General features: G+C 34.4%; 17 protein-coding genes. 8 read left to right on the plus strand and 9 right to left on the minus strand.

What is annotated here, in order from left to right; genetic code table 11:
• Nucleotides 1-88: 88 nt before the first annotated feature.
• The gene (locus tag Q4566_RS07890; protein ID WP_303420094.1) at nucleotides 89-2,197 is read right to left on the minus strand and encodes a DUF5723 family protein; all 2,109 of its coding nucleotides are present in this window, start codon (nucleotides 2,195-2,197) and stop codon (nucleotides 89-91) included.
• 206 nt (nucleotides 2,198-2,403) lie between these two features.
• On the opposite strand from Q4566_RS07890, the gene Q4566_RS07895 reads away from it, so the two are divergent.
• From Q4566_RS07895 to Q4566_RS07910, 4 genes are all read left to right on the plus strand, one after another.
• A complete protein-coding gene (locus tag Q4566_RS07895; protein ID WP_303420095.1) occupies nucleotides 2,404-2,982 on the plus strand; it encodes a cob(I)yrinic acid a,c-diamide adenosyltransferase in 579 nt (192 codons plus the stop codon).
• Nucleotides 2,983-3,280: 298 nt separating this feature from the next.
• The gene (locus Q4566_RS07900; RefSeq protein WP_019387375.1) at nucleotides 3,281-3,502 is read left to right on the plus strand and encodes a DUF2795 domain-containing protein; all 222 of its coding nucleotides are present in this window, start codon (nucleotides 3,281-3,283) and stop codon (nucleotides 3,500-3,502) included.
• A gap of 168 nt (nucleotides 3,503-3,670) precedes the next feature.
• The gene (gene secA / locus Q4566_RS07905) at nucleotides 3,671-7,027 is read left to right on the plus strand and encodes a preprotein translocase subunit SecA (protein WP_303420096.1); all 3,357 of its coding nucleotides are present in this window, start codon (nucleotides 3,671-3,673) and stop codon (nucleotides 7,025-7,027) included.
• 167 nt (nucleotides 7,028-7,194) lie between these two features.
• The gene (locus Q4566_RS07910; RefSeq protein WP_303420097.1) at nucleotides 7,195-8,349 is read left to right on the plus strand and encodes an SMP-30/gluconolactonase/LRE family protein; all 1,155 of its coding nucleotides are present in this window, start codon (nucleotides 7,195-7,197) and stop codon (nucleotides 8,347-8,349) included.
• Between the two features lie 228 nt (nucleotides 8,350-8,577).
• On the opposite strand, the gene Q4566_RS07915 is transcribed toward Q4566_RS07910, so the two are convergent.
• The 3 genes from Q4566_RS07915 to Q4566_RS07925 all read right to left on the minus strand — a co-directional run bounded on the left by Q4566_RS07915 (nucleotide 8,578) and on the right by Q4566_RS07925 (nucleotide 10,261).
• Nucleotides 8,578-8,793: a hypothetical protein gene (locus Q4566_RS07915; RefSeq protein ID WP_303420098.1), complete on the minus strand. Its 216-nt coding sequence runs from the start codon at nucleotides 8,791-8,793 to the stop codon at nucleotides 8,578-8,580.
• A gap of 262 nt (nucleotides 8,794-9,055) precedes the next feature.
• Entirely contained in the window at nucleotides 9,056-9,514 is a 459-nt protein-coding gene (locus Q4566_RS07920) for a hypothetical protein (protein WP_303420099.1), read from the minus strand.
• A gap of 63 nt (nucleotides 9,515-9,577) precedes the next feature.
• A complete protein-coding gene (locus tag Q4566_RS07925; protein ID WP_303420100.1) occupies nucleotides 9,578-10,261 on the minus strand; it encodes a peptidoglycan DD-metalloendopeptidase family protein in 684 nt (227 codons plus the stop codon).
• Between the two features lie 126 nt (nucleotides 10,262-10,387).
• Here Q4566_RS07925 and ttcA point away from each other — a divergent pair, with 126 nt between their 5' ends.
• The 4 genes from ttcA (at nucleotide 10,388) to Q4566_RS07945 (ending at nucleotide 14,703) form a co-directional block, all read left to right on the plus strand.
• On the plus strand, nucleotides 10,388-11,158 hold the full coding sequence (ttcA, locus tag Q4566_RS07930; RefSeq protein ID WP_303420101.1) for a tRNA 2-thiocytidine(32) synthetase TtcA: 771 nt from the start codon (nucleotides 10,388-10,390) through the stop codon (nucleotides 11,156-11,158).
• 182 nt (nucleotides 11,159-11,340) lie between these two features.
• Nucleotides 11,341-12,786, plus strand: a complete 1,446-nt coding sequence (locus Q4566_RS07935; protein ID WP_303420102.1) for a RimK family protein — start codon at nucleotides 11,341-11,343, stop codon at nucleotides 12,784-12,786.
• A 1-nt stretch (nucleotide 12,787) separates the two neighbouring features.
• Nucleotides 12,788-14,014 (plus strand): glutamate-cysteine ligase family protein, encoded by a 1,227-nt coding sequence (locus tag Q4566_RS07940; protein WP_303420103.1) that lies wholly within the window; start codon nucleotides 12,788-12,790, stop codon nucleotides 14,012-14,014.
• A complete protein-coding gene (locus Q4566_RS07945; protein ID WP_303420104.1) occupies nucleotides 14,011-14,703 on the plus strand; it encodes an N-formylglutamate amidohydrolase in 693 nt (230 codons plus the stop codon). Before Q4566_RS07940 ends, Q4566_RS07945 begins: the two co-directional genes overlap by 4 nt.
• Here the strand turns inward: Q4566_RS07945 and rimO are convergent, their stop codons facing one another.
• The 5 genes from rimO to rpmB all read right to left on the minus strand — a co-directional run bounded on the left by rimO (nucleotide 14,704) and on the right by rpmB (nucleotide 18,063).
• Nucleotides 14,704-16,008, minus strand: coding sequence for a 30S ribosomal protein S12 methylthiotransferase RimO (gene rimO, locus Q4566_RS07950; protein ID WP_303420105.1), 1,305 nt, complete (start codon nucleotides 16,006-16,008; stop codon nucleotides 14,704-14,706). It abuts the gene before it with no gap.
• Between the two features lie 218 nt (nucleotides 16,009-16,226).
• A complete protein-coding gene (gene ftsY, locus Q4566_RS07955) occupies nucleotides 16,227-17,201 on the minus strand; it encodes a signal recognition particle-docking protein FtsY (protein WP_303420106.1) in 975 nt (324 codons plus the stop codon).
• Between the two features lie 215 nt (nucleotides 17,202-17,416).
• A complete protein-coding gene (locus tag Q4566_RS07960; RefSeq protein ID WP_303420107.1) occupies nucleotides 17,417-17,569 on the minus strand; it encodes a DUF4295 domain-containing protein in 153 nt (50 codons plus the stop codon).
• 49 nt (nucleotides 17,570-17,618) lie between these two features.
• On the minus strand, nucleotides 17,619-17,801 hold the full coding sequence (gene rpmG / locus Q4566_RS07965; protein ID WP_150936998.1) for a 50S ribosomal protein L33: 183 nt from the start codon (nucleotides 17,799-17,801) through the stop codon (nucleotides 17,619-17,621).
• A 25-nt stretch (nucleotides 17,802-17,826) separates the two neighbouring features.
• Nucleotides 17,827-18,063, minus strand: a complete 237-nt coding sequence (rpmB, locus tag Q4566_RS07970) for a 50S ribosomal protein L28 (RefSeq protein ID WP_303420108.1) — start codon at nucleotides 18,061-18,063, stop codon at nucleotides 17,827-17,829.
• Between the last annotated feature and the right edge of the window lie 70 nt (nucleotides 18,064-18,133).

Here is an 18,133-nt window from a genome sequence, read left to right on the forward strand (position 1 = left end):
GTAAATCAATAACTTGTAATGCGACCCTGAAATAAATTCAGGGTGACGGTAAACTCGTTTTGAGTATTTACATAATACAAAAACCCGATTATTGCTTCACTAAAACAACTTCCACACGTCTGTTATTTCTTCTACCTTCAGCAGTAGCATTGTCATCAATTGGATTAGATTCTCCGTAACCATTGTGAGACAACCTAGATGAACTTACACCGTTTTCAATTAAATAAGTCATCACTGTACTTGCTCTTTCTTCAGATAATCTTTGGTTTAAAGCATCAGATCCTGAACTATCGGTATATCCATTAATAGAAAAATTCGATTCAGGATATTCCTGTAAAATACCCACAATATTATCTAAAACAGCTTTAGAAGAATCTTTTAAAGTAGATTTTCCGTTGTTAAATAAAATTGTTTTCGCATAAGCATTTAAGCTTTTCATTACTGCTTCAGTAACTTTTGGAGCTGGAGCTGGGCATCCGTTGTTTTCAACTGTTCCTGCTACTTCTGGACATTGATCAACGTTATCTAGAACCGTATCATTGTCGGCATCTCCCCAAGGACATCCATTATTCTCTATAGGGCCAGCCATATTCAAGCAAGCATCTTCATTATCTAAGATTCCGTCGTTATCTGTATCTCCCCAAGGGCATCCTTTGTTTTCTTCAGGGCCCACTTCATTAGGACATTCGTCTACGTTATCTAAAATACCATCGGCATCAGCATCACCCCATGGGCATCCGTTATTTTCTTCTGGACCAGCTTCTTTAGGACAAGCATCTAACTTATCAATAACACCATCACCATCTCTATCTTTAGCACGACCTTGGTAAACTGGAATTTTTAAACCAGCATAAACATCAGCACCCTTAGTGTTATCACTAACCAAAGCACTTAATACAGAACCTGAACCTACATATAAAGGCCCTAATCTCATACCTGCTCCGGCTTGAAAACCACTATACTGAACCACACCCATTGGTAAGTAAAAACTAAACCATTTACTCTCAAAACGAGGAGTTAATGATAATGTGTTAGCAACACGTGTAGCTCCTACCTTTTCTTTTGATACTAAAGATAAATCGGTGTTTAAGTTTACATATAAACGATTTGTAAAACTCCAGTCGGCGTTAAAATGTAATGCTGTTGGTAAGCTTACTTTATAACCATTGCTTGCAGGAGAAGTGGATCCATAAAAATCATCCAAAAAATCCTTAAAACTATCAGCATTATCAAAATCATCTTCAAGATCATCCACATTAACATCAGTTTGATCAATGTTATACGTTTGTTCAACACCTTCTTTGTAGTTGATGCTACCGATATCTGTAATAGACAATCCTAATTTAAGCTTGTACTTGTTTTGGTCTTTAACATAATAAGTATCCCCATTACTATTTGTCTTTTGATATTTTGGGTAATCTGGACGCCATTCGTACACAAAACCTAGGTCGAAACCAACTCCTGTAGCTTTAGGAAGCTCATATTCATAACCATCTTCCCCAATATTATCATTAAAAACCGCATAAGTTAAATCACCCGTAGTGGAAATGGTAGCATCATCTGGTCCATCACCATCGGCATCTAAATCAACACTTATGTTATCACCATTAATGTGAGCACTTCCTCCACCTTGAAGATATTTAACAGTAAGACCTCCTTTTAAAAATTTCGTTCTATCATTAATAATAACTCGAGCATAAGTAACACCAAGTTCAGCCCAACCATGTCCTGTGGTGATTAAACTCCCATCACTGAAATTAACGTCGTCACTATCATCACTATCAAAATTATCGATAAGCTCTCCGTTCACATTATGCATCGTAACAAAAGCTCTAGCACGCGTAAATACAGCAAGAGAACTCTTTCTGTTTAAATTGAACATGAATGCAGGCCCCATAATATCAGTGTTTATTAAGGCGTTGTTATTATCAGTAGGATAAAGGTTAGCACTTTCGTCAAAATCATAACCACTTTTAGTAGCATCAGGTAAGTTAACCCCCACATAGTCATTCCCTAAAAAGGCACTAACTCCCACAAGGTTAATATCTGTTTTAAAACGGGAATCTGTAATATTAGCAGGGTTAGCAATAACGCTATTTACACCACTGTAATTATCGGTTAAAAACCCGTTAAATGATTGACCCTGCATCCATAAAGGAGATACGACGACCAATAATAATAAAGTAATTTTTTTCATAAATTGTTGTTTTGTTTGTTTGATTATTTGTCGCGAAAATAGCACATTTATGTTAAAGAAAACATAAAATTAAAGTTAAAAGATATACTTTAAAGCCTCACAAATCACTTCATCGAATTCCATATCTATTATACCTTGTTTACTTTAAACATATTAGTATATTACATTCTTTTAATTCATTAATAATTAACGGAAAGCTATTAAAAATGAAAATCTATACAAAAACAGGTGATAAAGGAACAACAGCATTATTTGGGGGCACGCGCGTACCAAAACATCATATTAGAATAGAAAGCTATGGTACTGTAGATGAATTAAACTCATATTTAGGGTTAATTCGCGACCAACCCATCCACCAAGACTATATCGATTTAATCGTACGTATTCAAGATCGGTTATTCACCATTGGGGCAATTTTAGCCACCGACCCACAAAAAGCAACATTAAAAAACGGTAAGGCGCGTTTAAACATTTCTAAAATTTCAAATGAAGACATCGAGCGTTTAGAACATGAAATGGACACGATGAACGAAGCCTTACCTGAAATGACGCATTTTATTTTACCTGGCGGCAACCAATCTGTGTCATTCTGTCACATAGCACGTTGTGTGTGTCGCAGAGCTGAACGTTTAGCCTCTCAACTTAATGAATTAGAACCATTTGAAGCAAATGCCTTAACCTATTTAAACCGCTTATCTGACTACCTTTTTGTGTTGGCACGGAAGTTGTCTTATGATTTACGAGCTGATGAAATTAAGTGGATTCCCGAAAAAAACGCGGACTAATCCACCTTAAATAAGAGCTTAAAATTTAAATCCGTAGAATTAAATGACTTAGGGTTTGAATAGCAAAAAGATACGTTCTTGTAATTAATGATAAAATGCGTTTTAAAAAATCTTGTTAAAATAATAGAGATTAATTTCTATGAGGTTTTTTAAACAAATGTTGAGCTCCTAATTTTAAGAAGTATCTATTCTTTAGGGTTTATATAAATTATAAACACAAAGAATGAGAAATAATTCGTTTTTTTCTTGTCTGTTTGAACTAAAAATTTATTTTTGCACAAAATTAAACACGTAAGAAATGTATTGGACTTTAGAATTAGCATCTTATTTAAGTGATGCACCTTGGCCAGCGACAAAGGATGAGCTTATAGATTACGCAATTCGAACGGGAGCACCGTTAGAAGTTGTGGAAAATTTACAATCTATCGAAGATGAAGGAGACTCTTATGACTCTATTGAAGAAATTTGGTCTGACTATCCTACCGATGAAGATTACCTTTGGAATGAGGACGAATATTAGATAAACGCATAAATAATAGTTAAAAAGTCTCGATTTGAGGCTTTTTTTTTGTCCAAATCTTTAAACAAGATGTATCTTTGGAAGCACTAAAAAAACGCATACAAAGAACCATATAAATAAATTATACAACGCTTGCGCAAGCAAGATGTAACACATAAAATAACTCTCATGAATCTTTTAAATTCTGTATTGAAAGTATTTGTTGGCGACAAATCAAAGCAAGATGTAAAGGCCATCACACCAATAGTTTCTCAAATAAAAAGCTTCGAGGCTGCCTTAGAAGCTTTATCACATGATGAATTAAGGGCAAAAACAGCTGAGTTTAAAGCTAAAATTGCCGAGGCCAATAAAGATATCGATGCACAAATTGCAAGTCTAACCTTAGAAGCAGAAAACACCGAAGATATCGATAAGCGTGAAGACATCTATTTGGATATCGATAAACTAAAAGACGATGCTTACGCGGTAACACAAGACGTCTTAAATGATATCCTCCCTGAAGCCTTTGCCGTTGTTAAAGAAACTGCAAAGCGTTTTGTTCATAATACATCAATACCTGTTACGGCTAACGAATTTGATAGATTAATTTCGAGTGAAAAAGATTATGTGGTTCTTGACGGCGATCAAGCCGTTTGGGCCAACTCATGGGATGCCGCTGGAAAAGCCATCACATGGGATATGATCCACTATGATGTGCAACTTATTGGTGGTATTGCCATGCACCAAGGTAAAATTGCAGAAATGCAAACTGGTGAAGGTAAAACCTTAGTGGCCACACTTCCTGTTTACCTAAATGCTTTAGCTGGTAAGGGTGTTCACTTAGTAACGGTAAATGATTACTTAGCGAAACGTGATAGTGCTTGGATGGCTCCTATTTTCCAATTCCATGGTTTAAGTATAGATTGTATTGACTACCACAGACCAAATTCTGAAGCCCGTAGAAAAGCCTATAATGCCGATATCACTTACGGAACAAATAACGAGTTTGGTTTCGATTACTTACGTGATAACATGGCACACGCTCCAGAAGATTTGGTGCAACGTCCACACAACTACGCCATTGTCGATGAGGTCGATTCTGTATTAGTTGATGATGCGCGTACGCCATTAATTATTTCTGGACCAATTCCGAAAGGTGATCACCATGAATTCAATGAGTTAAAACCTAAAGTTGACGATATTGTTTCGGTACAACGTAAATATTTAACAGGTGTTTTAGCTGAAGCTAAGAAACTTATTAAAGAAGGTGATACTAAAGAAGGTGCTTTTCAATTATTACGAGTTTACCGTGGTATCCCAAAAAACAAAGCGCTTATTAAGTTCTTATCTGAAGATGGTATCAAACAATTGCTTCAGAAAACAGAGAACTTTTACATGCAAGATAACAACCGCGAAATGCCTAAGGTTGATGCGGAATTGTACTATGTTATAGAAGAAAAAAATAATCAAGTTGAATTAACAGATAAAGGTGTTGATTATATTTCAGGAAAAGACAATCCAGACTTTTTCATCTTACCAGAAATTGGTGTAGAAATCGCGAAGATTGAAAAGAAAGGACTTTCTGCTGAAGAAGAAGCCACTCTTAAAGAGGATTTATACAAAGATTTTGGCGTAAAATCTGAACGTATTCATACACTAAGCCAGTTATTAAAAGCCTACGCTTTATTCGAAAAAGACACACAATATGTGGTTATGGAGAATAAAGTGATGATTGTTGATGAACAAACGGGTCGTATTATGGATGGGCGTCGTTATAGTGACGGACTCCACCAAGCGATTGAGGCTAAAGAAAATGTAAAAATTGAAGATGCTACCCAAACATTTGCAACAGTAACCCTTCAAAATTACTTTAGAATGTACCGCAAACTTTCTGGTATGACAGGTACAGCTGTTACTGAAGCTGGTGAGTTCTGGGAAATCTATAAATTAGATGTGGTTGAAATTCCAACCAACCGTCCTATTGCACGTGATGATAGAGATGATTTAGTTTTCAAAACAAAACGTGAAAAATACAATGCCGTTATTGACGAGGTAACTCAAATGTCTAAAGCGGGACGTCCTGTTCTAATTGGTACAACTTCTGTAGAAATTAGTGAGTTATTAGGAAAAATGCTTAGTATTAGAAAAATTCCTCATAACGTATTAAATGCGAAACAACATAAACGCGAAGCTGATATTGTTGCTGAAGCAGGTAACGCTGGTCAAGTAACAATCGCAACAAACATGGCAGGTCGTGGTACCGATATTAAATTATCTGAAGAAGTTAAAAAAGCAGGTGGTTTAGCCATTGTAGGTACAGAGCGTCATGACTCACGTCGTGTTGACAGACAGTTACGTGGTCGTGCTGGTCGTCAAGGAGATCCAGGAAGCTCTCAGTTTTACGTATCGTTAGAAGATAACTTAATGCGTTTATTCGGTTCTGAGCGTATCGCTAAGATGATGGATAAAATGGGATTAAAAGAAGGTGAAGTGATTCAGCATTCTTGGATTTCAAAATCTATTGAAAACGCACAAAAGAAAGTAGAAGAAAATAACTTTGGTGTTCGTAAGCGTTTATTAGAATATGATGATGTTATGAATGCACAACGTGAAGTGGTTTACAAACGTCGTCATCACGCTTTACACGGTGAACGTCTTCGTGTAGATTTAGCTAATATGTTGTTTGATACTTCTGAAGGTATTTCTGAAGGAAACAAAGGCGCTAACGATTATAAAAATTTCGAATTTGAATTGATTCGTTATTTTTCAATGGGTGCTCCTGTTTCTGAAGCTGAATTTGGCAAACTTTCAGCTCAAGAAATCACCTCTAAAGTTTACCACGCTGCTTTCGATCATTATAAAGAGAAAATGTCGCGTAATGCAGATATGGCTTTTCCAGTTATTAAAAATGTTTATGAAACACAACGTGATAAATTTAAACGTATCGTAGTACCATTTACTGATGGTATTAAAAGTTTAAATGTGGTTACCGATCTTGAAAAAGCATACGAAACCAACGGAAAACAATTGATCACAGATTTTGAAAAGAACATTGCATTAGCCATTATCGATGATTCTTGGAAAACACATTTACGTAAAATGGATGAATTGAAACAATCGGTACAATTAGCGGTTCACGAACAAAAAGATCCTTTATTAATTTATAAGTTTGAAGCTTTTGAATTATTTAAAGGCATGATAGACCAAGTGAATAAAGACGTAATCTCATTCTTATTTAAAGGTGAATTACCTCAAGAAACTCAAAATACCATTCAGGAAGCGAGACAAACACCTACAAAGGAAAACTTGCAAACTCAAAAAGATGAAATTCCTAATTTAGATGAGCGTTCTGCTCAAAGTAGAGCTGCAGGAAACACACAACGTCAGCCAGAAGTTATTGAAACGGTGGTACGTTCTGCTCCTAAAATTGGACGTAACGATCGTGTTACCATCAAAAACGTGATGAATGGTGAAAACAAAACCATGAAATTCAAACAAGCTGAACCTTTATTAGCTAAAGGCGAATGGGTTTTGGTCAATGAGTAAACAACATAATTCAAAATAATATAAAAATCCCGTTTATGATAATCGGGATTTTTTTTTGACTTACATGTTCTAAACTCGATTACTTTTAGGTAATAGAGATTAACTCTTAGGTAAAAAACAGTAGTTTACGACTTGTATTGAAATGTATTTTCGTACAAACTTTAACTATGAAAACAACATTACTTTTATTCGCTTCTTTTTTACTTACTAACCTTACATCTTTTGCACAAGCACCAGTTAAACTGAGTTCTGGACAATTTGGCTTTAATGAAGGCCCTGTGTGGGATCAAAACGACAAAATAATCTTCTCAGATGTAGGTACTCTAAAGGTCGAAGTTTATACGATTAGCACCAATAGTTTTTCTACAGCATTCACTTCTAGCGTTCGAACCAATGGTCTCATGCTAGATGAAAATTCTAACCTTATTGTTTGTGAATTCCAAGGCGGAAAAGTTTCACAAAGAACGATGAGCGGTACTGTATTAAATACTTATGCTACTGGCTTAACAAACCCTAACGATTTGTGTCTAGATAAAAACAATGGCATGTATGTTACCGACCCAAATGATGATGCCGTCTACTATATCAGTCCTCCAAAACCAACAAGAACGACCTCTTTAGTTGATGATACTATAGACTTCCCTAACGGTGTACTTATTACTAATGATGGTAAAAAAGTATTGGTTAGTGACTCAGATAATTATGAAATTTTTCAATTCGACATTGATGCTGCCACGGGAGCACTTTCCAACAAAACAGTTTTTGCAACTTTGGAAGACACCGATAATAGCGAACCAAGATCCCTTGCCGATGGCATGGCCTTAGACACCAACGGAAATCTTTATGTAGCAGCCAAAAAATCTATTCAAATATTTGATGCGTCTGGTACACATACCAAAACAATAGCTTTTACTGAAAACGTTACAAATTGCACTTTTGGCGGAACAAACTTAAATACATTGTTTGTTACAACTCCTAAAGACTTATATAAGATCGATTTCACTGGAGTAACAGGATTTCAACATCCTTTTGACTTGCCCGAGTCTAATTTAGCGACAAACGACAGCCCTTTTAAGCATTCATTCCATATATTTCCAAACCCAACTTCCAATAATAAAGTTACCATTACAGTTGGAGATGTGAAAATTAATCAAATAACACTTTTCAATAATATAGGACTAAATGTTGATGGCTTTAATTTCGAAAAAATAAACAACGACATTCAAGTGCACCTGAATCCAAATCTTAATAACGGTATTTACATATTATCCTTAAAAACAGATGATGGCACTATAATTAACAATAAAATCATAATTAAATAAAATCATTGTTTCAAAACTAACACGACACTGTAACGTGTATAAGTTCAAAAATTTCAGGGTTAAGATATCTATATCTTAACCCTGTTTTCTTTTAAAAAAAATCTTAAGCTAATTTGAACCTGAGATTTTTAAATACACCCGAATTTCTCTTATATTGATTACAACAGAGTCATAACATGAGGCATACTTTTTTTCAAATAAGCTCATTAATATTATATGATTAAAAAGCTAATCTTTAATTGAAATTTCTGTTTTATTCTTGCCGCTTTTAGATGAAAATTCAACACCATCACTACTCACATCTAATGATGTTCCATCACTTTCTTTAGCTTTAGGCGCTTCCACCTTTTTTTCAATTACAACAGTTTCTTTTTCTTTCTTCTCTCCACAACCAACTAATCCAAAAATGGCGATACTTGTTAGCAATACGATTGTTTTCTTCATCTTAATTGATTTAAAATTATATAGGTTCAAGCTACCCACAGACAACCTATTTTATATTACATGAGTAAAGAAATATGTTATAAGATTCCCAGATACCACTAAGTTTAATCATATTAACAAGTCAGAGACACCTTGACATTCCATTATTGGCTATAAAAGTTAATCGCTATGTACCTTATAGAAAAAACAAACCCCAATAGTTTCCTATCAGGATTTATATTTTATTAAAAATGCATAAAAAAGTTACACAACATAGAACACTTTAATCTTCTTGCCCTGGATTACTTACGATAATCTCTAATTTATAATTTGCTTTTTCATTTTGTCTTGCTACACTACGCATTAAATAAACACGAATCGTGTAGTCGCCGGTTTCTTCTAATTCACCTTCAAACATGTTTTCGTCAACCGAACCATTAAAAATAGCAACATACTCTTCCTCTGGTTCCATAATATTAAAATAGTTTGCGGTATTATCGGTGTCCATACTCACGTTTAAAGATTGTCCTTTTTTCACGTTAACCGTATAATCAACAGTTTGTTCACCTTTAAGGCTGTTTTCAATAATTGTACTAAACTTACCTTCCTCAAATTTGACCACTTCTTTTTTAACACCTTGGGCATGTAAACTAGAAACCGCTAAAAAACTTGCTAAGGCACAAAGGGTGAATAGCTTTATAATATTTTGTTTTATTCCATGAAATACTTTTAAATTTTTCATAATGATATTTTTATAAGGTTATAGATTAAAGATAAACAAAAAACATAAAAAATTTATAAATATTTAATTATCAAGCTTTAGGAAAGAAAATGGATTCGGGCAATTGTTTCTATAAAACCCAAGTTCGTTATGGGAACACACCCCAGGATAATCACCAATATAACCCTGAATATCTTCAATAATCTGAAAATGCAAATGTGGCGGATAATCACCATTCACCGAAGCGTCTCCTAAAGCACCTATAACACTCCCTTTTCCGATTATCCTCCCTTCTTGTATTTCCTCTAAGGAGGATAAATTTAAATGCCCGTAGAGCGTGTAAAAGGTACATCCGTAATACTCATGCTTCAAAATGATAGTTGGCCCGTAATCGCCAAAGTTGGTATTATTTTTAAAACTATGTACAACACCCTCTATGGGCGCATATATAGGTGTATCAACTGGACTCCATAAATCGATTCCTAAATGAATATTCCGCTCAGCTTCATCAAAATTATTAAAATGTGTGCTGCGTTTATAAATACTGCGTACCTCTAAATAGCCGCCATGAGCCACATTAGCATTATGATTCAGTAAATATTGATCTACAAATTCTCCAAATTTTAGTGAAGTAGATACATCGGCTTTTACCAAGTCTACATTGGATTCGGATAAATCTAAAGGGACATATTTTTTTGACACCAAATGACCTCCTAACACGCCAACACTATCTTGACTTACTTTATTAAGAACCTCTAAAAAATCCATTGCTAATTTAATTATGATGCCTTCAAATGAATTAAAGTATTATTGAAATTAAATGCTTTAAATCTGAAGTCATTCTTTCCTGTTAAAATTGAACTTATTTTATGATTATATAATATTTTTGCACCCATGGAAAATATAGAACAGGTTACCAAAAAACTACATCGTGCCGTTGGCGAAGCCATAAAACAATTTAGCTTACTTGAAGAAGGCGATCGCATTATGGTTTGTCTTTCTGGTGGAAAAGATAGTTATACTTTACTCCAAATGTTACTACATTTCCAAAAAGTAGCACCTATTTCCTTCGAAATTATAGCCGTTAACTTAGACCAAAAACAACCTGGTTTCCCTGAAGAAGTATTGCCAAACTACCTTGACAATCTAGGAGTAGCATACAAAATCATCGAAAAAAATACCTATAAAGTGGTTATGGAAAAAACTCCAGAAGGTAAAACCACTTGCAGCCTCTGTTCTAGATTACGACGCGGTACACTTTATGAAGCTGCCAAAGATTTAGGTTGCAATAAACTGGCTTTAGGACATCACAGAAATGATATTATTGAAACTTTTCTACTGAATTTCTTTTTTGCTGGAAAATTAGAAACCATGCCTCCTAAATTTAAAAATGATGCTGGCGATTTAGTCGTATTAAGACCACTAGCCTTTTGTAAAGAAAGTGATATCGAGGTGTACTCCGAGCATATGGTTTTCCCTATAATTCCATGTAATTTATGTGGTTCTCAAGAGAATTTACAACGCAAAAAAGTGAAGCAAATGATTGCCGACTGGGAAAACGATTTTCCTGATAGAAGTTCTGTGATGATGAACGCACTTCAAAATGTATACCCTTCACATTTACTAGACAGAAACATCTACGATTTTGACGCTTTAGAACAATAAGTAAACGCTGTCTAAGCCCTGAATATAATTGGTGTATCTCGTAATTATTTAAACCATACACCCGTTTTGAATACATTAAAAAAATATTACAAAACGGCATATTAATAAAGTATAAAAAAAGTTTTTGAATTCTAAAAAACACTAATTTTATAAAGAATTTAAAACAACATCATGCTTTATTAATGCAAAAATACATTGTAGTTAATCAACCTGAAAAATGGAATTTTTCTATTGAGAATGTTACAGTAATATCTTCCCAAGATTATTTAACGAATCCTGAATTTTCATTATTGAAAAAAGCGCGCATCTTCAACTTGTGCAAAGACTATAATTACCAATCAAAAGGATATTATGTATCGCTTTTAGCGGAAGCCAGAGGCCATTTAGCTATTCCTACGGTAAAAAATATTGTAGATTTAAAAACCATAAAATTGGTACGTATCGTTTCCGAAGAATTTGATGATATCATTCAGCAGAGTTTAAAAAACATCAAGTCTAGAGACTTTACTTTGAGTATCTATTTCGGTCAAAATGTATCGCAAAAATACAAAGAACTGAGTACGCTTTTTTACAAGCATTTCCAAGTGCCTTTTTTCCGAATCACATTTAACCATAACACAAAGTGGAACATTCAAAGCTTAAAAGTCATCTCAGAATCTGAAATCCCTGAGGCGCACATAGAAAGTGTTCAGCAATTTGCCAACCAGTATTTCTCTAAAAAACGATACGACACTCCTAAGTTGGCTAAAAGTGATTTTGATTTGGCCATTTTGGTTAACCCGAAAGATCCTGCTCCTCCAAGTAATGCTAAAGCCTTGAAAAAATTTATTGAGATAGCCGAAAAGATGAATATTTATGCTGAAATCATAGAGCCTAAAGATTTAAGTCGCTTATCATCCTTTGATGCGTTATTTATAAGACAAAGTACCGAAGTTAATAATGAAGCTTATGCTTTTGCCCGTAAAGCACAAAGTGAAAGCATTGCACTAGTAGATTATCCCGATGCCATTTTAAAATGTTGCAATAAAGTCTACATGGCAGAAGCCCTGAAAAATGCCAATATTGAAACACCTAAAACGATTATTGTTCACAAGAATAACCTCGATCAAGTGATTCCTCACACTGGATTGCCTTGTGTTTTAAAGGCGCCAGACTCCACTTTTTCTTTTGGCGTAAAAAAAGCAAATACGTTAGAAGAATTCAATCAATTGGCAAATACCATGTTGAAATCTTCAGATTTAATCATTGCTCAAGAATTTTGTCCGTCAGATTATGATTGGCGCATTGGCCTTATTGATGGCGAACCTTTTTACGCCTGTAAATACTATATGGCAAAAGGCCATTGGCAAATTTACAATTGGACGGCGAAAAAGAAAAATGATCAAGATGGCGATGCCGATTGTTTACCTATTGAGAACGTACCAAAAGAAGTACTAAAAATGGCAGTAAAATCAGCAAAACTCATTGGAAACGGACTTTTAGGCATAGACATTAAAGTGGTGAACGAAAAGCCTATGGTAATCGAAATTAACGACAACCCAAATATAGACTTTGGTGTAGAGGATGCCTATTATGGCGACTTAGTTTATATAAAAGTATTGACAGCACTTAAAAACAGATTGGATTAAGATGAGTAAAGCATACCATTTATTCGAAGTTTTTGGAATTGAATTGGAATACATGTTAGTTCATCATTCCAATTTAAAAGTAAACCCTATTGTTGACGAACTGCTCACTTTAAAAAATGGCAGTTTAACAGACGATATTGATAATGGCGCTGTGGCGTGGAGTAATGAATTAGTGGCCCATGTTATTGAATTAAAAACAAATGGTCCTACCTCAAATTTGAATAAACTTTCAACTGAATTCCATAAAAATATTATAGAAATTAACGCCCTTTTAAAGCCTTTAAATACACAGCTATTACCAACAGCTTCTCATCCATTAATGAACCCGTTAACCGACACACAACTATGGAAACACAGTTACAGTGAGGTTTACGCACTATACAATCGGATTTTTAATTGCAAGGGACACGGTTGGAGCAATGTGCAAAGCACACACATTAACTTACCTTTTTACGACGATAGTGAGTTTGAAAAACTTCATGCAGCCATTAGAGTTATTTTACCACTAATTCCAGGTTTATGTGCCAGTTCACCTATTTTAGAGGGAAAAAACACAGGCTTTAAAGATACCCGATTAGAGTACTATAAAACCAACCAAAAAGAAATCCCAGAAATGACAGGCTGGGTTATCCCTGAAACCGTATTTACTAAAAAAGAGTATCAAACGACTATTTTCGAACCTATAAACAAAGCAATAAAACCACATGACACTGAGCATATTTTAGATCATCATTTTCTGAATTCCCGTGGAGCTATTGCTCGTTTTGACAGACAAGCCATTGAAATTCGCTTGGTAGACATTCAAGAATGTCCGCATGCAGATATCGCCATTTGTGTCCTTATTATTGAAGTTTTAAAAAGTTTAGTAAACGAAGAATTTTCAGGACTAGAAACACAGAAATCATGGTCACGCAAATTGCTTTTCGGCATTTTAAACGCATGTATAAAGGATGCTGAAAATCATATTATTGATGATTTAAAATACCTCAGTTTATTTAAAATAGAAGCAATTTGCACAGTTCAAGAGGTCTGGAGACAACTCTATAACCATGTGAAACCTCAAATCGACCAATCACATCATCACGCTATTGAAACTATTTTAGAACAAGGCACATTGGCGACGCGTATATTGAAAGCCTTGGATGAAAATTATTCTGAAGCACATATTACAAAAGTGTACACCAGGCTAGCAAACTGCTTACAGGACAATAAATTATTCATCCCTTGAAACTAATTTTAACATGTGAACATGGCGGGAATCATATTCCTGAAGACTATTCAGCCTATTTTAATAGTTTTAGAGATGTTTTAGAAACCCATCGTGGTTATGATTTAGGAGCTTTGGATATTTTTAAAAGTTTAGAACCACTATCGGATTACAGTTTGTTTTCTGAAACAAGCCGTTTACTTATTGAACTGAACCGCTCCTTGTATCATAATCATTTATTTTCTGAAGCGTCAAAAAAATTATCTAAAGTAGAAAAGAAAACACTAATAGATACTTATTATTTAGAGTATAGAACAACGGTTGAAAACAAAATTGAGCAGTATATTTTAAACAACGAAGATGCCGTTGTTCATCTTTCTATACATTCTTTTACCCCTATTTTAAATCAAGAAGAAAGAAATTGCGATATCGGTTTGTTGTACGATTCTAAAAAGACAGCTGAAAAGACTTTTTGTTCCCTGCTGAAAAAAGAATTACAAGCTAACGCCCCTGAAATTAAGGTGCGTTTCAACTACCCTTATTTAGGAAAAGCAGATGGTTTCACCAGTTATTTAAGATCCGTTTTCCATAAACGGTATTTGGGCATTGAAATTGAAATTAATCAAAAACTAGCGTTGAATAATGTCATGGATGAGAACATAAAAAAACTATTATTCAGTAGTATAAAATCTGTTTTAAACCACTACTAATTAAGCAACAACCTCGCCATAAAGATCGAAATCTTCAGCTTCAGTAATTTTAACTGTAGCAAACTCACCTGTTTTTAAGTAAGTTTTAGAAGCATCAATTAAAACTTCGTTGTCTACATCTGGTGAATCAAATTCGGTACGACCTACAAAGTAATTGCCTTCTTTACGATCGATAACCACTTTAAATATCTGCCCTATTTTCTGCTGATTCAATTCCCAAGAAATTTGCGATTGAATTTCCATAATTTGATTGGCACGATCTATTTTTACTTCCTCTGGAACATCATCTTCCAAATTATAAGCATGTGTATTCTCTTCATGACTATAGGTAAAACAACCTAAACGCTCAAAACGCATGTCACTAACCCATTGTTTCAACTCTTGGAAATGTTCTTCCGTTTCCCCTGGATACCCCACAATTAAAGTCGTTCTAATCGTCATTTCTGAAACCTTAGCTCTAAAGTCATGAATTAAATTAGTCGTTTTCTCTTTTGTAGTTCCACGACGCATACTCTTCAATAAATCATCTGAAATATGCTGTAACGGAATATCAAGATAGTTACATACCTTAGCTTCACGCTTCATAACATCTAACACATCCATAGGGAATCCTGTTGGAAAGGCATAATGCAAACGAATCCATTCAATACCTTCAACTTTAACTAAAGCTTCCAGCAATTCTGCTAGGTTACGCTTTTTATATAAATCTAATCCGTAGTAAGTTAAATCTTGAGCTATTAAAATAAGTTCTTTAACGCCATTGGCTGCTAGTTTTTCAGCCTCTGTCACTAAATTTTCAATAGGAGTACTTCTATGTTTTCCACGCATAATTGGAATCGCACAAAATGAACATGGTCTATCACAACCCTCAGCAATTTTTAAATAAGCATAATTTTTTGGTGTTGTCGTTAAACGCTCTCCAATAAGTTCGTGCTTATAATCTGCTCCTAAAGCTTTTAGTAAACCTGGTAACTCTGTAGTTCCGAAATACTGATCAACATTAGGGATTTCCTTCTGTAAATCTGGTTTATAACGCTCACTTAAACAGCCAGTCACAAAAACTTTGTCAACATCGCCATCCTCCTTTTTTTGCATGTACTCTAAAATGGTGTTCACACTTTCCTCTTTGGCATTATTAATAAAGCCACAAGTGTTAATCACCACCACGTTACCTTCTTCTTCATGTACAACGTCTTTTCCGCTAGCTTTTAATTGCCCCATTAGGACTTCACTATCGTAAACGTTTTTACTACATCCTAGGGTAACAACGTTAATTTTATTTTTCTTTAGAGTTTTTGTACGCATAACTTGAATAAATGAGGGCGCAAAGATACGGAATGATTCACGATATTGAGTTTTATACCGCAGACTTTATTAAACCTTTAATATATTGAAGGTTAGTATATTATTTATGAAAAGTTAAGTTTAATAAACTGAAGACTTAAAAGCAGATATCGTAAACCACTAATTCATTTGTAAACCCTTTAAAATGAAAAGGGATCTAATTATTTTTTCACTGAAATTTACTTAAAAAAAGAATCGACGAATTCGAATTTATTAAAGACTTGAAGATCTTCAATACCTTCTCCAACACCAATATATTTCACTGGAATTTTAAATTGATCTGAAATACCAATCACCACACCACCTTTTGCCGTACCATCTAATTTGGTAACTGCTAATGAAGTGACTTCTGTAGCTGCGGTGAACTGCTTAGCTTGCTCAAAGGCATTTTGTCCTGTAGAACCATCTAAAACTAGTAAAACATCATGAGGCGCATCGCCAACAACTTTCTGCATGACACGTTTCACTTTAGACAACTCGTTCATTAAGTTCACTTTATTATGCAAACGTCCAGCGGTATCGATAATAATCACATCGGCCTCTTGATTTACACCCGATTGCAAAGCATCAAAAGCTACTGAAGCCGGGTCACTTCCCATTTCTTGACGCACCATAGGCACATCTACACGGTCGGCCCAAACTTGAAGTTGATCAATTGCTGCCGCTCTAAACGTATCTGCAGCGCCTAAAACCACCTTTAACCCTTTCTTTTTAAATTGATAGGCAAGTTTACCAATGGTGGTTGTTTTACCAACACCATTCACACCTACAACCATTAAAATATAAGGTGTTTTTGTACCATCTGGCTGGTTTGGAAATTTAGGAACGGTATATTCTGTTTCTTCTCCAGAATTAGTTTCGCTTAATAAACCTGCAATTTCTTCACGAAGAATTTGATTAAGCTCGGCCGTACCTAAATATTTATCCTTTTCAACGCGCTCTTCAATTCGCGTTATCACTTTAAGAGTTGTATTTACACCAACATCACTAGACACTAAAACTTCTTCTAGATTATCTAAAACGTCATCATCAACTTTAGATTTCCCAGCAACAGCTTTACCTAATTTATCAAAAAAACTAGATTTCGATTTTTCTAATCCTTTATCTAAGGTTTCTTTTTTTTCTGAGGAAAATATTTTTTTAAAAAAACTCATATTAATCTGTGGTTCGTGATTTAATTAAACGGCTAATCAGAAGTAAAACTAGTTGTTCTTTCTTTTGATTGCTCAACATTATAAACTAGTCAATTACCTTACCATAGCAGTCAAACTGTTATAATGACAGGTAATAGAAATTTCATTTCAAATATAAAAATAAAAAAGCTGCTTTCGTAAAGAAAGCAGCTTATAATATATTGAAACGCTACGTTTTAGTTTTTAGCTAAAAAGTCGTTAACTTGTTCTGGACTCATGATAGATTCAACAAACATGTAAGCTCCTGTTTTAGGCGACTTAACCATTTTTATTGCTTTTGTTAATCTTTTAGATCCTGTTTGTAATGATGCTACTGATTTCTTTGCCATGACCTATATTGGTTTTATTTGGCATTTTTACAAGTGTAAAAATGTCTAATTATTTAATTTCTTTATGAACTGTCATACGCTTAAGAACTGGATTAAATTTCTTAATCTCCATTCTATCTGGCGTGTTCTTTTTATTCTTCGTAGTAATATATCTAGAAGTTCCTGCTTGACCAGACTCCTTGTGCTCAGTGCACTCTAAAATTACTTGTATTCTGTTACCTTTCTTTGCCATGTCTTTTACTTATTAAATACAGCTATTATTTTAAAAATCCTTTAGATTTTGCATCTTTAATTGCTGCAGAAATACCAACTTTATTGATAGTTTTTAAAGCAGATGCAGAAACCTTTAAAGTTATCCAGCTGTCTTCTTCTGGAATGTAAAAACGCTTCTTTAGTAAATTCGCATTGAACTTGCGTTTAGTTCTGTTTAATGCATGAGATACGTTGTTTCCAACCATCGCTCTTTTTCCTGTAAGTTCACAAACTCTTGACATTTCTATATAACTTTAATTTCTTGTTGCTTAAAATCGAGGTGCAAATATACAATTAATTTGCATTCCAACA

It is taken from the genome of Tamlana sp. 2_MG-2023 (genome assembly GCF_030548465.1).
Lineage (GTDB): Bacteria > Bacteroidota > Bacteroidia > Flavobacteriales > Flavobacteriaceae > Pseudotamlana.